Raw genomic sequence first — 12,723 nt, 5'->3', positions numbered from 1 at the left:
CCGAAGGCACGGCCGAAGGCACGGCGGAAGGCACGGCGGAAGGCACGGGCACGGCGGAAGGCACGGTCGACGACATGCTCGAAAGCGTGGTCGACAGTGCGGTCGAGGGCGCGCTCGAAGGCGTGGCGGACAGCGCGGTCGGCGGCGCGTTCATCGAACTCGACCGGGTCGAGAAGGTCTTCGACGTGCGCAAGAAGACCGGCTTCCTGAAGCGGGAGCGGCGGCGGGTGCGGGCGGTGGACGGGATCTCCTTCACCGTGGCGCGCGGTGAGATCGTCGGCTACATCGGCCCGAACGGCGCGGGCAAGTCGACGACGATCAAGATGCTCACGGGCATCCTCACCCCGAGCGGCGGCCGGCTGCGGATCGCGGGCATCGATCCCTCCCGCGAGCGGACGCGGCTGGCCCAGCGCATCGGGGTGGTGTTCGGGCAGCGGACGACGCTGTGGTGGGACCTGCCGCTCATCGACTCGTACCGGCTGATGCACCGCATGTACCGCATCCCCGACGCCCGTTACCGCGAGAACCTCGACCGCTGCGTGGAACTCCTGGAACTGGCCGACCTGCTGGACGTCCCCGTACGGCAGCTCTCGCTCGGCCAGCGCATGCGCGGTGACATCGCGGCGGCGCTGCTGCACGACCCCGAGGTGCTCTACCTGGACGAGCCGACCATCGGCCTGGACGTGATCAGCAAGGCCAGGGTCCGTGACTTCCTGCGCGACCTGAACGCCGAGCGCGGTACGACGGTGCTGCTCACCACGCACGACCTCCAGGACATCGAGCAGTTGTGTTCGCGGGTGATGGTGATCGACCACGGGCGCCTGATGTACGACGGCCCGCTGGCCGGTCTGCACGAGGCGGGGGAGGGGGAGCGCACCCTGGTGGTGGACCTGGAGCGCGAACTGCCCCCGGTCGAGGTGCCGGGCGCACGCGTGGTCCGCGTCGAGGGCCCCCGGCAGTGGCTGGCGTTCCCGGCGGGCGAGTCGGCGGCCCCGCTGGTGGCGCGGATCGCGGACCGCTATCCGCTGGTGGACCTGTCGGTGCGGGAGCCGGACATCGAGGCGGTGATCGCCAGGATGTACGAGTCCGGGGCGGAACGTGTGGGCTCGTAGCCTCCCGCGCGGTGAACTCGTAGGCTGCTGCCCATGACCGATGCCGTGCCGCCCCCTGGGGAGACGCCCGCCGGGCCCGCCGTGCCCGAGCTGCGCGCCTCCGACGCCGACCGTGAACGGGTCGCCGAGGTCCTGCGGGACGCCCTCGCCGAAGGCCGCCTGGACATGGGCGAGTTCGAGGAGCGGCTGGACGCGACGTACAAGGCGCGCACGTACGGGGAGCTGGCGCCGATCACCCGCGACCTGCCGGTCGGGCAGGGCGCCGCGCCCGTGGCCCCGACGGTCTCCCTGCACAAGGAGCCTGAGGCGGACGGGAGTTGGGCGGGGCGGATCACCGGCGGCGAGGGGTCGTCGGCGTGGGCCGTCGCCGTCATGTCCGGCTTCCAGCGCAAGGGGCGGTGGACGGTCCCCAAGCGCTTCACCTGCTTCTCCTTCTGGGGCGGCGGCGAGATCGACCTGCGCGAGGCGAACTTCGCCGACCGCGAGGTCGAGATCAACTGCATCGCGATCATGGGCGGTGCGCAGGTGATCGTGCCGCCCGGCGTCGAGGTGGTCGTGCGCGGCATCGGCATCATGGGCGGCTTCGACCACCGCGAGGAGGGCGTGCCGGGTGAGCCGGGCGCCCCGCGCGTGATCGTCACGGGCTTCGCCTTCTGGGGGCGGCGTCGGAGTGGAGCGCAAGCTCACCAAGGCCGAGCGGCAGCGGCAGCGGGAGGAGCGCCGCCAGGAGAAGCTGGACCGCAGGGCCGAGCGCCGCGAGCTGGAGGCGGACCGCCGCGACGGGCGCCGGGAGCGCTGGGAGCGGCAGTGGGAGCGCCACGAGGAGCGCATGGAGCAGCACCGCGAGCGCCACGAGGAGCGCCGGGAGCAGCACCGCGAACGCTGGGAGCAGCACCGGGACCGCTGGGACCGGCGCCGCGACGGCCGCGGGCACCGTGACTTCTAGGGCCGCCGCTGCCCTTCCTTCCTCCCCCTTCTTCCCCTTCCTTCCCCTTCGTCACCCTTCCCCTCCCTCGTCCCTTCCGGGTGGTGTCGGGAACTCCTGTTCCGTTCCGGGAGTAGGTCAGGAGGGGACAATCGTGCGCGGCGCGTGTGCGGGAACACGGAACGGGTGGAGCGGATGGAACGAACGACGACGGCTGTGCCACAGGCGGATGCGGAAGCGGCGGATGCCGCGGCCGTCTCCCGCCGCACGATGACCGTGTTCAGCCCCGCCGACGAGGAGCGCAGGCGCGGTGTGCGCCGGATGAAACTGACCGCGACCGGGCTGCTGCTGTTCGTGGCGGTGGTGTACGTCCTGGCCAAGTGGGCCCAGCACACCGGCGCCGGCGCCTGGGCGGGGTACGTCGCAGCGGCCACCGAGGCGGGCATGGTCGGTGCGCTCGCCGACTGGTTCGCGGTCACCGCCCTCTTCCGCCACCCGCTCGGCCTGCCCATCCCGCACACCGCGATCATCCCCACGAAGAAGGACCAGCTGGGCGTCTCGCTGGGGGAGTTCGTCGGCGAGAACTTCCTTGCCGGGGACGTCGTACGGCAGCGGCTGCGCGCCGTGGGCATCGGCAGCCGGCTGGGCGCCTGGCTGGCCCGTCCGGAGCACGCCGACCGGGTGACCGCCGAGCTGGCCACCGCGCTGCGCGGCGCGCTGACGGTGCTGCGCGACTCGGACGTGCAGGCCGTGGTCGGCGAGGCGATCACGCGCCGGGCGGCGGTGCAGGAGATCGCGCCCGGTCTCGGCAAGATGCTGGAGAAGATCGTCGCCGACGGCGGGCACCGGCGCGTCGTCGACCTGGTGGTCAGCCGCGCGCACGACTGGCTGGTGCTGCACGGCGACTCGGTGATGGACGCCGTGCAGGGCGGGGCGCCCGGCTGGACCCCGAAGTTCGTCGACCGGAAGGTCGGTGAGCGTGTCTACCGGGAGCTGCTGCGGTTCGTCACCGAGATGCGGGACATGCCGAGCCACCCCGCGCGCGGGGCGCTGGACCGCTTCCTCACCGACTTCGCCTCCGACCTCCAGTCCGACAGCGACACCCGGGCCCGTGTCGAACGCCTCAAGAGCGAGGTGCTGGGCCGTGGTGAGGTGCAGGACCTGATCGCCTCGGCCTGGTCCGCGGTGCGGTCGATGATCGTCTCGGCGGCGGAGGACGAACGCAGCGAACTGCGGCTGCGGGTGCGGGCCTCCCTGCTCTCCCTGGGCAACCGGATGGCCGAGGACCCCAGGACGCAGGGCAAGGTGGACCGCTGGGTGGAGGGCGCGGCGGTGTACGTCGTGGAGACGTACCGCACGGAGATCACCTCTCTGATCACCGACACCGTGGCGGGCTGGGACGCGGAGCACACCACCCGCAAGATCGAGGCGCACATCGGCCGTGACCTCCAGTTCATCCGGATCAACGGCACGGTCGTGGGTTCGCTGGCGGGGCTGCTGATCTACACGGTGTCGCGCGTCCTCGGAGCGTAGGCGGCCGGTGCCAGGGCGTGATCCCATGGGTTCGGGGGCACCCGGAGTGAGGTCCGCTCGACGAGGAGGGAGCCCATGGCCACCGCAGACGCCGCAAGCGCCGCAGGGGCGGCAGGTGACGGCACCGGCCGCACCGTGACCACCGACATCCCCGCCAGACTCGACCGCCTTCCCTGGTCGCGCTGGCACTGGACCATCGTCGTCGGTCTGGGCACCGTGTGGATCCTGGACGGTCTGGAAGTCACCGTCGTCGGCAACATCGCCAGCCGCCTGTCGGAGCCGGGCAGCGGTCTGGCGATCAGCTCCGGGCAGGTCACCGGTGTCGCCGCCGCGCTGTACGTGGCCGGGGCCTGCGTCGGCGCCCTGTTCTGGGGCCGGCTGACCGACCGCTACGGCCGCCGGAAGCTGTTCATGATCACCCTGGCGGTGTACCTCGCGGCGACGGCCCTGACCGCCGTCTCCTTCCAGGCCTGGTGGTTCTTCCTCTTCCGTTTCCTGACCGGGTTCGGCATCGGCGGCGAGTACGCGGCCATCAACTCCGCGATCGACGAACTGATCCCCGCGAACTACCGCGGCCGGGTCGACCTGATCATCAACGGCAGCTTCTGGGTGGGCGCGGTCGGCGGTTCGCTGCTGTCGATCCTCGCGCTGAACACCCACTTCCTCGCCGCCGACCTGGGCTGGCGGCTGACGTTCGCGCTCGGCGCCGTACTCGCCCTGGTCATCCTCCTCGTCCGGCGGCACGTCCCCGAGAGCCCGCGCTGGCTGCTGATCCACGGCAGGGACCGCGAGGCCGAGGAGGTGGTGGCCGGGATCGAACAGCGGATCGAGTCCGAGACGGGCGAACAGCTGCCGGAGCCGCACGGCGAGCTCACCATCCACCAGCGCCGCACCATCTCCTTCCTGGAGATCGGCCGTACGGTCTTCGCCGACTACCCCAAGCGGGCCGTCCTCGGCTTCTCCCTCTTCATCGGCCAGGCCTTCCTCTACAACGCCATCACCTTCGGTTTCGGCGCCATCCTCACCAAGTTCTTCGACGTCCCCGCCGACCACACCGGCTACTACTTCGCCGTCATCGCGGTCGGCAACTTCCTGGGCCCGCTGCTGCTCGGCAAGCTCTTCGACACGGTCGGCCGCCGGGTGATGATCTCCTCCACCTACCTGCTGTCCGGCCTGCTGCTCTTCGGCACGGCCTGGCTGTTCGACCGCGGCGCGCTCGACGCGACCACGCTGACCGCCTGCTGGTGCGCGGTGCTGTTCTTCGCCTCGGCCGGCGCCTCCAGCGCGTACCTGACCGTCTCCGAGATCTTCCCCATGGAGACCAGGGCGATGTCCATCGCCTTCTTCTACGCCCTCGGCACCGCCGCCGGCGGCATCAGCGGCCCGGTGCTCTTCGCCGACCTCACGGGCACCGGCAAGGTCGGGGACACGGTCCTCGCCTTCTCGATCGGCGCCGCCCTGATGTGCGCGGCGGGCCTGGTGGCCGCCTTCCTCGCGGTCGACGCCGAGCGCCGCTCCCTGGAGGACATCGCCGAGCCGCTGACCGCCGTGAGGGGGAAGTCCGGCCCTGGCGCGAAGAAGGGCCGCCCCGACGTCACGCCCCCGTCGTCTAGCCCGGCCTGACCCTCACGCCCCGGTCGTCACGCCCCCGTCGTCGAGCCCGGCCTGACGATCATCAGGACGGTGACGGCGGCCCACAGGAGGTTGAACAGGCCGGTGAACATGGCCAGTCGGGCGGTGGCGCGGGCGGTGTCCGCGCCGGTGCCGCCGGTCGTGCCGCCGCCCGTGACGCCCTCGGCGAGCGCTGCCTGGCGGGGCAGGACGAACGCGGCGAGCACGAGCGCGGCGAGCGCGGTCAGCGCGATGGACACGATGAGCCAGGTGTCGCCCAGCACCCCCATGTTCCGTGCCGTGGCGAACCCGAACACCGGCACGACGACGCCGACGACGGCGTACACCCGGCAGATCCGCAGCAGCAGCCGTACGGTCTCCGCGGCCCGCGGATCCTCCGGCGCGGACAGCGCGCGGCGCGCGGCGGGCGGGAACATGCTGGCGGCGACGGTGACGGGCCCGACCGCGACGATCGCGGCCAGGACGTGCACGGCGAGGAGGAACTTGGTCACGCGCCGACGCTAGACGGGCCGCCGAGCCGGAAGAAGCGGCAAGAATGCCAGGTACCGACAGATTCCCGCCAGGCAGGGACGGGGACCGACGTGGGGACCAGGTGCCGGGGCCGGGCGTGGGGACCGGGCGGGCCCAGGTGCCGGGACCGGGCGTGGGGACCGGGTGTGTGGACCGGGTTTGAGGACTGGTGTGGACCGGTTGAGGGGCCACCCCCAGTGCCCGCCCGAGGTACGCGCGCCTACGCTCCCGGCATGCACATCGTGGCCGTCCTCGCGTTGGACCAGGTGATCCCGTTCGACCTCGCCGCCCCCGTCGACACCTTCGGCTGGGCGCGGCAGCCGGACGGCCGGCCCCTGTACGAGACCCGGGTCTGCTCGGTGGGCCCGCAGGTGCGGGCGGCCGGCGGCGCGTTCACCGTCCAGGCGCCGTACGGGCTGGAGACGCTGGCCGAGGCCGACACGATCGTCGTGCCGGGGGTCGCCGACCCCACCGCCCCGCTCCCGCCCGGCGTCGCGGACGCGCTGCGCGCCGCGGCGGCGCACGGCACCCGCATCGCCTCGATCTGCGTGGGCGCCTTCGTCCTCGCGGCCACCGGCCTGCTGGACGGCCTGCGCGTGACGACCCACTGGGCCGCGGCCGGGACCCTGGCGGAGCGGTACCCGGAGGTGACCGTCGACCCGAACGTCCTCTACGTCGACAACGGCCGGCTCCTGACCTCCGCGGGCGCCGCCGCGGCCCTGGACATGTGCCTGCACATGATCCGCAAGGACCACGGCTCGGCCATCGCCGCGCACGCGGCCCGCATGTCGGTGATGCCGCTGGAACGGGAGGGCGGCCAGGCGCAGTTCATCGTCCACGACCTGCCTCCGGCCCCCTCCGGCGCCACGCTGGAGCCGGTGCTGCGGTGGCTGGAGGAGCACTGCGACCGCGACCTCGCCCTGGAGGAGATCGCGGCCCGGGCGGGCATGAGCACCCGCACCCTCAACCGCCGGTTCCGCGAGCAGACCGGCACGACGCCGTTGCAGTGGCTGCACCGCGCGCGGGTACGGCGCGCCCAGCACCTGCTGGAGACGACGCCGTACCCGGTGGAGCACATCGCCGCGCAGGCCGGTTTCGGCTCCCCGACGGCGTTCCGTGAGCGCTTCCGGCGGGTGGTGGGCACGAGCCCGAGGGCGTACCGGAAGTCGTTCCAGGCGGCGGGCGGCTGAGGCGGCGGGGGCTGAGGGGGCGGGAGCGCGGACGCGAGCGGGACGCGCGTCCCACGCATCGGCTCGGACTCGGTCAGGGCCGGTCACGAGCCCGCGCCGGACGGCCTCGGCCCGCGCCGGTAGGCCTGCGGGCGCGCACCGGTCGGCGTTCGAGCCGGCCCGGCCGGCCCGCGAGCCGCGCACGCCGGGTGGCGTACGAGCCGTGCGCGCCGGCTGGCGTACGAACTCCACGCGCCGGTCGGCTTACGAGCCCGGCGCGTCTAGACGCTTACGAGCCTGGCGCGCCGGTCGGCGTACGAGCCCTGCGCGCCGGTCGGCTTACGAGCCGCGCCGGTCGGCGACGGCCCAGGAGGCGGCGGCGACCGCGCCGGCGACCCCGAACACGGCGGGCCAGGCGCCCACCTTCTTGGCCAGCGGGTGCGACCCGGCGAACGCGGCGACGTAGGCGGCCGTGAGCGCACCCGCCGCCTTCCCGCCCGCCCGCTGCCGCCACTGCTGCGCGGCGGTGGCACCGGCGACGGCCAGTACGGCCCCGCCCAACTGCCGCTTCTTGGTCCAGCGGGCCACCCCGTAGCCGCCGACGAGCCCGGTCGCGGCGACCGCTGCCGTAGGAATCCTCGCCATCACTGTCTCCCTGTCTCCCCCGACTCCCGCACGTGCCGAGACTCCCGCACGTGTCGAACGACCCGAGGCTAACCCCCGGCCCCGCCGACGGGCGGACCGCCCCCGAGCACGCCAGAGTGAGACCCAGGTCACACCATCAGGACCCGTCGGCCTGTCACACACCGCGCCCCGGATCCGTCGTATCAGTGCAACCGCACGAAGACGAGCAACGATGCCCAAGACGCCCAAGGAGCCCACGATGGAAGCCCGCCTCAACATCTTCCAGAACCCCGTCGCCGGCAAGTTCTTCCGCTACATCAACTCGGCCGGAAAGGTCCTGTCGGACTCGACGCTCCCGGCCGCGACGCAGGAGCTGGTGAAGATCCGCGCCAGCCAGATCAACGGCTGCAGCTTCTGCATGGACATGCACACCAAGGACGCCGCGCACGCCGGCGAGACGGCGCAGCGCCTCCACCTGGTCGCCGCGTGGAGGGAGGCGAAGGTCTTCACGGAGGCCGAGCGCGCGGCCCTGGAACTGACCGAGCAGGGCACCCGCATCGCGGACGCGGCCGGCGGCGTGAGCGACGAGGTGTGGGAGAACGCGGCCAAGTACTACGACGAGGACCAGCTGGCCGCCCTCGTCGGCCTCATCGCCCTGATCAACGCGTACAACCGCCTGAACGTCGTCATCCAGCAGCCCGCGGGCGACTACGAGCCGGGCATGTTCGGCTGACGGCCGATCCGGTTCACCACGAGCCCCACCGCGAGGCCTCGCTACACCCTCATGCCCCCCGGCATAGGCTGACCACCGAATCGAACGGTGATCTTCCGCTGGGGGGCCGAGCGGTGCCTGACGAACCGAAGACGACGCACGAAGACACCACTACCAGCACCGCCACCGCCCGTACCCGTCGGGGCCGCCTGTCCCGCCCGGACGGCACCCACATCGCCTACGACGACCACACCCCCGTGGACCGCACGCCGGAGGACCGCGACCCACCCCCTTCCCAACCCCCCTCGGACCGGCCGGAACCCGTACTCCTCCTGCACGGCCTGGCGGGACACCGCGGCGAATGGGACGACCTGGCCGCGCGTCTCGTAGCGGCCGGCCACCGCGTGGTGACGTACGACGCCCGGGGCCACGGCGACAGCACGCGCCGCCCCGAGGACGTGACACGGGAGGCCTGCGTCGCGGACGCGGCGGCGCTGATCGAGACCCTCGCCCTGGCCCCGGCCGTCCTCGTCGGCCAGTCCTTCGGCGGCCACACCGCCCTGCTCCTGGCCGCAGCCCGCCCCGAGCTGGTGGAGTCCCTGATCCTGATCGAGGCGGGCCCGGCGGCGGCACCGCCTGACGTCCCCGGGCAGATCGCGGCCTGGCTGGACTCCTGGCCGCTCCCGTTCCCCACCGCCGAGGCGGCCACCGGCTTCTTCGGCCACGAGGCCTGGGCGCGGGGCCTGGAGGAGCGCGCGGACGGCTGGTGGCCGCGGGTCGACAAAGACGTGATGGTGTCCTCGATCGCCGAACTCACCCGGCACGACCACTGGCGCGAGTGGCAGACGATCACCTGCCCCACGCTGGTGGTGAGGGGCGCCGCCGGCACGATGCGCGAGGCGGAGTTCACGGAGATGCACGCCCGCCGCCCCCACGACACCACGCCGCTGACCGTCCCCGCCGCGGCCCACGACGTCCACCTGGACCAGCCGGAAGCCCTGTACGAGGCGGTGGCGGCGTTCCTGACCTGAGTCGGGGCTTGTCAGGTTTCATCCGGCGAGCTATATAAAGAGACGTAGGGCATCGCACTCAGTGCCACGAGAAAGGAGTGACCTGTGATGCTCATGCGCTCCGACCCCTTCCGCGAGTTCGACCGCCTCGCGCAGCAGGCCTTCGGTCCCACCCGCCCCGGTGCCATGGCCATGGACGCCTACCGCTCGGGAGACGACTTCGTCGTCCACTTCGACCTCCCCGGGGTCGATCCGGAGACCATCGACCTCGACGTCGAACGGAACGTGCTCAACGTCCACGCCGAGCGGAAGCCCCCGGCCCCCGACGGCGCGGAAATGCTCGTCTGCGAACGACCCACGGGCACCTTCACCCGCCAGTTGTTCCTCGGCGAGACACTCGACACGGAACGCATCGACGCCTCGTACGAGGCCGGCGTCCTCACGCTGCGCATCCCGGTGGCCGAGCAGGCCAAGCCGCGCAAGATCCAGATCACCGGCGGCGGCGAACGCAGGCAGCTGAGCAGCTGAGAACACCTTCGAGGAAGCGTCCCGTGAGCCCGTACCCCGCTCACGGGACGCGGCCACGCGCCACCCCGGAGAGCGAACCCAGGCGGAGGAGACCCCACACGATGACCGCGACGGCGGCCCCCACCAGGAAGACGACCAGTACACCCGCGAACTTCCCTTCTACTGACACCACTTGGCTCACGTTGACCGAACGGGTGCGGGAAGCGGGCGGCTACCGGACGAGAGCGGAGGCGGAACACATCACCCGCACCGTCCTCTCGGTCCTCGGCACCCACGTGACCGGTGACGAACGCGTGGCCCTGGCCCGCGCCCTCCCCGAGGAGGCGGCAAGGGTGCTCGCCTCCCAGATCCCGGCCCTCCGACCCCTGCCGGCCCCGGACTTCGTCGAAGCGGTGGCGTCCCGCCTCGACAACTCCACCCCGGCAACGGCCCGCTGGGACACCGGCACGGTGCTGACCGTCCTGGCAGACCTCCTGCCCCCACCCGTCCTGACGGACGTCCTGACCCATCTGCCGACGGGGTACGCGCTGCTCTTCGGCAGGGCGGAACTGGGCGGGCCCCGGCGGGCGCACCGCACAGCCTGAGTGGCCGGATCCCTCTCTCACCTTCGGCCCGGACTCCGTGGCCGACATCGGGCGGGGCTGCTTGGACAGCACCCTGACGGACACCCCCTGCCGAGGCCTCGGCCCCACGGCCCGCCCGGCCCTCCACTACGAACTCGGCGACGGAACGGACCCTGGTGTGCGGAGACGCCTCCGGCATATTGAGGACCACCTGAAGACCGTGCGCGGGGCGCGAGCAGGCTCCTGACCTCGACGAACCGGCAGTGCCCCGTGTCCGGGACGGGTCCCCGGCACGGGCCCGCCGTCGCACCGGCTCGATCCTGAGCGCTGTGTTCGGCTGCCCCTGGACCGCTCCGCTGCCCGGTCACGTGGAGCTCTCCCGGGTAGGGCAGCAGCCAGGTCACCATCCCCAGAAACCACGGGACGGACGGTCTGCGGGGCGGCCTCACGTGCGAAAGGCCGTCAACCGGCCGGTTGCCCGTGCGAGGCTGTGCCTCGTGGCCGTCAAGGCGACGCTCACGGGGGAGGAAAGATGGACGGTACGATGGAGAACACCGCCCGCGTCGCGGTGACGCCCCCACGCATACGTCCCTGGTACGCGGCCAACGAAATCCTGGCCTTCCTCCTGGAATTGGGTGCGCTGGCCACCCTGACCTGGTGGGGCTTCACCACCGGCCACGGCGCGATGCGCATCCTCCTGGGCCTCGGCACTCCCGCCCTGGCCATCACTCTCTGGGCCCTCTTCGCCGCCCCGAAGGCCCGGCTGCGCCCCGGTCTCCCGCTGGTCCTGATGGTCAAGGCCGTGGTCCTGGGCGGTGGCGCCACGGCCGTGTACGAGGTCGGCCATCCCACGGCTGCCATCGCGCTGGCTGGCCTGGTCGTCGCGAACACGGCGGTGGCGGAGACGTTCCGTCGTTCGCGGCAGGTGGGGCTAGACCCCCTGCTGTAGTCCGAGCTCGGGCCTATCCGGTGGGCCGTTGCCATGTAGCCGCCCGCACGCGTCGGAGTTTCCGACCGTCGGCAGGCACCGTCGGCCAATCGGGGGTGCCGGCGCCCTCGGTCTTCAAGACCTGCTGGCACTGCGCGGAATGCGGACGGCCTCCGCCCCAGGCGCGGAGGCCGCCGCCTCAACCGGCCCCTGCGGTGGGTGCGCGCATCAGGGGGCCGGAACGCGAAGCGTGTGCCTGACCTTCCGGCAGCCGAAGTGCGAACGGCGACTCCGCCGCATTCGTGAGCGTGAGGGGCCAACCCGGCCCCGTGCCCGGCCGCCGTAGTCGGGCAGGAGTTCTAAGCCAGGTCTCGCACGAACAGCCACCACACCTCGGGCCTGACTCGCAGGATGGCGCCCTCCACCTGTTTGGAGTCGCGTATCAGGACGCTTTGGCTGGTGTACGCGCATTCCACACACTCGGTGGCGTTGCCGCCGCTGTACGAGGACTTGAACCAGGCGGATGCGGAGACGGGCCGGGTACCGACGGGCATTCACAGCTCCTTGCGGGCGCGTTGGATCATGGCGGAGGAGGCCTCCACGTCCAACGCTTGTGCGCGCAGGTACTCGAACGCAAGTCTGTATCGCTCAAGCTCTTCATCCTTCTCCAAGAAGAGCGAGCCGGTGTGGAAGTCGACGTAAGCCACGTCGAGAGGTGACTCGGTCCCGCCGATGATGACGAAGCTGCCGAGGGCGGCGGCGTGAGCGCCCTTGGAGAACGGCAGCACTTGCAGCCTGATGTGGGACGACTCGTTGGCTTCGAGAAGCCTGTCGAGCTGTTCCTTCATGATCTCGGCTGAACCGACGACACGGCGGATGACCGACTCGTCGAGAATGGCCCACATGCGGAGCGGTTTCGGCCTGGTGAGGATCTCCTGGCGTTTCATGCGGATGTCCACCAGCCGTTCGATCTCTGCGGGGTCCAGCCGGATCTCGTTGGCCTTCTGCAGGGCGGTGGTGTACGCCCGGGTCTGCAGAAGCCCAGGGACGTAGACGCATGAGAAATGGTTCTCGTGTACGGCTTCATCCTCAAGCGTGAGCAGCAGGTTCATGCTCTCCGGGATGGAGTCGGCGAACGAACTCCACCACCCCTGCTGCTTCGCATCCTTGGCCAGCCGTACGACGGCCTCCCGCTCGGCGTCGGTCGCTCCGTACTCGCGGCACAGCGCATCGACGACGATCCACTTCACCGGACCGGCCTGGGTCTCGTACCGGCTGACCGTCGCCTTGGACACGCCGACCAGCCGTCCTGCTTCCTCCAGGGTCATGCCCTTACGGGCTCGCAACTTGCGCAGTGTTGCGCCCAGTTGACGGCGGCGAGTGGTGGTCCTCTCAGGCATGGGGCTCCTCTGCGCGTGACGCCCAGGCACTCGCTCGGGCGGGAACAGGCTAGGCAGCGCGGCGGTCGGCTCACTAC

14 protein-coding genes and 1 pseudogene are annotated in these 12,723 nt (G+C 71.8%); 11 read left to right on the top strand and 4 right to left on the bottom strand.

Translation table 11 applies throughout. The annotated features are described in order from the left end of the window. Nucleotides 1-74 precede the first annotated feature (74 nt). From ACFC02_RS09405 to ACFC02_RS09390, 4 genes and pseudogenes are all read left to right on the top strand, one after another. Nucleotides 75-1,112: an ATP-binding cassette domain-containing protein gene (locus ACFC02_RS09405; protein ID WP_376354609.1), complete on the top strand. Its 1,038-nt coding sequence runs from the start codon at nt 75-77 to the stop codon at nt 1,110-1,112. A gap of 33 nt (nt 1,113-1,145) precedes the next feature. Further along, nucleotides 1,146-2,058: pseudogene (locus tag ACFC02_RS09400) on the top strand (DUF1707 domain-containing protein). A 144-nt stretch (nt 2,059-2,202) separates the two neighbouring features. Further along, nucleotides 2,203-3,570: a DUF445 domain-containing protein gene (locus tag ACFC02_RS09395; RefSeq protein ID WP_376354475.1), complete on the top strand. Its 1,368-nt coding sequence runs from the start codon at nt 2,203-2,205 to the stop codon at nt 3,568-3,570. A 75-nt stretch (nt 3,571-3,645) separates the two neighbouring features. After that, the gene (locus ACFC02_RS09390) at nt 3,646-5,193 is read left to right on the top strand and encodes an MFS transporter (RefSeq protein WP_376354472.1); all 1,548 of its coding nucleotides are present in this window, start codon (nt 3,646-3,648) and stop codon (nt 5,191-5,193) included. A gap of 17 nt (nt 5,194-5,210) precedes the next feature. Here ACFC02_RS09390 and ACFC02_RS09385 read toward each other — a convergent pair whose 3' ends face one another. Further along, complete coding sequence (locus ACFC02_RS09385) at nt 5,211-5,693, bottom strand: DUF2269 family protein (RefSeq protein WP_376354470.1); 483 nt, start codon at nt 5,691-5,693, stop codon at nt 5,211-5,213. Between the two features lie 252 nt (nt 5,694-5,945). Here ACFC02_RS09385 and ACFC02_RS09380 point away from each other — a divergent pair, with 252 nt between their 5' ends. Then, the gene (locus tag ACFC02_RS09380; protein WP_376354467.1) at nt 5,946-6,902 is read left to right on the top strand and encodes a GlxA family transcriptional regulator; all 957 of its coding nucleotides are present in this window, start codon (nt 5,946-5,948) and stop codon (nt 6,900-6,902) included. 318 nt (nt 6,903-7,220) lie between these two features. Here the strand turns inward: ACFC02_RS09380 and ACFC02_RS09375 are convergent, their stop codons facing one another. Continuing rightward, complete coding sequence (locus tag ACFC02_RS09375) at nt 7,221-7,526, bottom strand: hypothetical protein (protein ID WP_360972361.1); 306 nt, start codon at nt 7,524-7,526, stop codon at nt 7,221-7,223. Nucleotides 7,527-7,764: 238 nt separating this feature from the next. Between ACFC02_RS09375 and ACFC02_RS09370 the strand changes: the two genes are divergently transcribed. From ACFC02_RS09370 to ACFC02_RS09345, 6 genes are all read left to right on the top strand, one after another. Then, nucleotides 7,765-8,238 carry a carboxymuconolactone decarboxylase family protein gene (locus tag ACFC02_RS09370; protein WP_376354606.1) on the top strand — a complete coding sequence of 158 codons (474 nt, stop codon included), beginning with the start codon at nt 7,765-7,767 and terminating at the stop codon, nt 8,236-8,238. A gap of 113 nt (nt 8,239-8,351) precedes the next feature. Beyond that, nucleotides 8,352-9,248, top strand: coding sequence for an alpha/beta fold hydrolase (locus tag ACFC02_RS09365; protein ID WP_376354463.1), 897 nt, complete (start codon nt 8,352-8,354; stop codon nt 9,246-9,248). Between the two features lie 87 nt (nt 9,249-9,335). Further along, nucleotides 9,336-9,755, top strand: a complete 420-nt coding sequence (locus tag ACFC02_RS09360) for an Hsp20/alpha crystallin family protein (protein ID WP_376354460.1) — start codon at nt 9,336-9,338, stop codon at nt 9,753-9,755. A 101-nt stretch (nt 9,756-9,856) separates the two neighbouring features. Further along, nucleotides 9,857-10,339: a DUF2267 domain-containing protein gene (locus ACFC02_RS09355; RefSeq protein WP_376354457.1), complete on the top strand. Its 483-nt coding sequence runs from the start codon at nt 9,857-9,859 to the stop codon at nt 10,337-10,339. A 37-nt stretch (nt 10,340-10,376) separates the two neighbouring features. Next, nucleotides 10,377-10,565, top strand: coding sequence for a hypothetical protein (locus tag ACFC02_RS09350; protein ID WP_376354454.1), 189 nt, complete (start codon nt 10,377-10,379; stop codon nt 10,563-10,565). Between the two features lie 285 nt (nt 10,566-10,850). Then, the gene (locus ACFC02_RS09345) at nt 10,851-11,267 is read left to right on the top strand and encodes a YrdB family protein (protein WP_376354452.1); all 417 of its coding nucleotides are present in this window, start codon (nt 10,851-10,853) and stop codon (nt 11,265-11,267) included. A gap of 338 nt (nt 11,268-11,605) precedes the next feature. Here ACFC02_RS09345 and ACFC02_RS09340 read toward each other — a convergent pair whose 3' ends face one another. Further along, a complete protein-coding gene (locus ACFC02_RS09340) occupies nt 11,606-11,800 on the bottom strand; it encodes a DUF397 domain-containing protein (RefSeq protein WP_376354449.1) in 195 nt (64 codons plus the stop codon). Then, nucleotides 11,801-12,646, bottom strand: a complete 846-nt coding sequence (locus ACFC02_RS09335; protein ID WP_376354446.1) for a helix-turn-helix domain-containing protein — start codon at nt 12,644-12,646, stop codon at nt 11,801-11,803. Nucleotides 12,647-12,723 lie beyond the last annotated feature (77 nt).

This window comes from Streptomyces sp. NPDC056160, assembly GCF_042268205.1.
Classification (GTDB): Bacteria; Actinomycetota; Actinomycetes; order Streptomycetales; family Streptomycetaceae; genus Streptomyces.
The sequence above is the reverse complement of the archived record's forward strand: the minus strand, read 5'-3'. Positions and strand labels throughout refer to the sequence as shown.

Coding starts and splice junctions, on each gene's coding strand:
- ACFC02_RS09405 (WP_376354609.1), top strand. CDS start 75: ATGCTCGAAAGCGTGGTCGACAGTGCGGTCGAGGGCGCGCTCGAAGGC.
- ACFC02_RS09390 (WP_376354472.1), top strand. CDS start 3,646: ATGGCCACCGCAGACGCCGCAAGCGCCGCAGGGGCGGCAGGTGACGGC.
- ACFC02_RS09380 (WP_376354467.1), top strand. CDS start 5,946: ATGCACATCGTGGCCGTCCTCGCGTTGGACCAGGTGATCCCGTTCGAC.
- ACFC02_RS09375 (WP_360972361.1), bottom strand. CDS start 7,526: ATGGCGAGGATTCCTACGGCAGCGGTCGCCGCGACCGGGCTCGTCGGC.
- ACFC02_RS09370 (WP_376354606.1), top strand. CDS start 7,765: ATGGAAGCCCGCCTCAACATCTTCCAGAACCCCGTCGCCGGCAAGTTC.
- ACFC02_RS09360 (WP_376354460.1), top strand. CDS start 9,336: ATGCTCATGCGCTCCGACCCCTTCCGCGAGTTCGACCGCCTCGCGCAG.
- ACFC02_RS09355 (WP_376354457.1), top strand. CDS start 9,857: ATGACCGCGACGGCGGCCCCCACCAGGAAGACGACCAGTACACCCGCG.
- ACFC02_RS09345 (WP_376354452.1), top strand. CDS start 10,851: ATGGACGGTACGATGGAGAACACCGCCCGCGTCGCGGTGACGCCCCCA.
- ACFC02_RS09340 (WP_376354449.1), bottom strand. CDS start 11,800: ATGCCCGTCGGTACCCGGCCCGTCTCCGCATCCGCCTGGTTCAAGTCC.
- ACFC02_RS09335 (WP_376354446.1), bottom strand. CDS start 12,646: ATGCCTGAGAGGACCACCACTCGCCGCCGTCAACTGGGCGCAACACTG.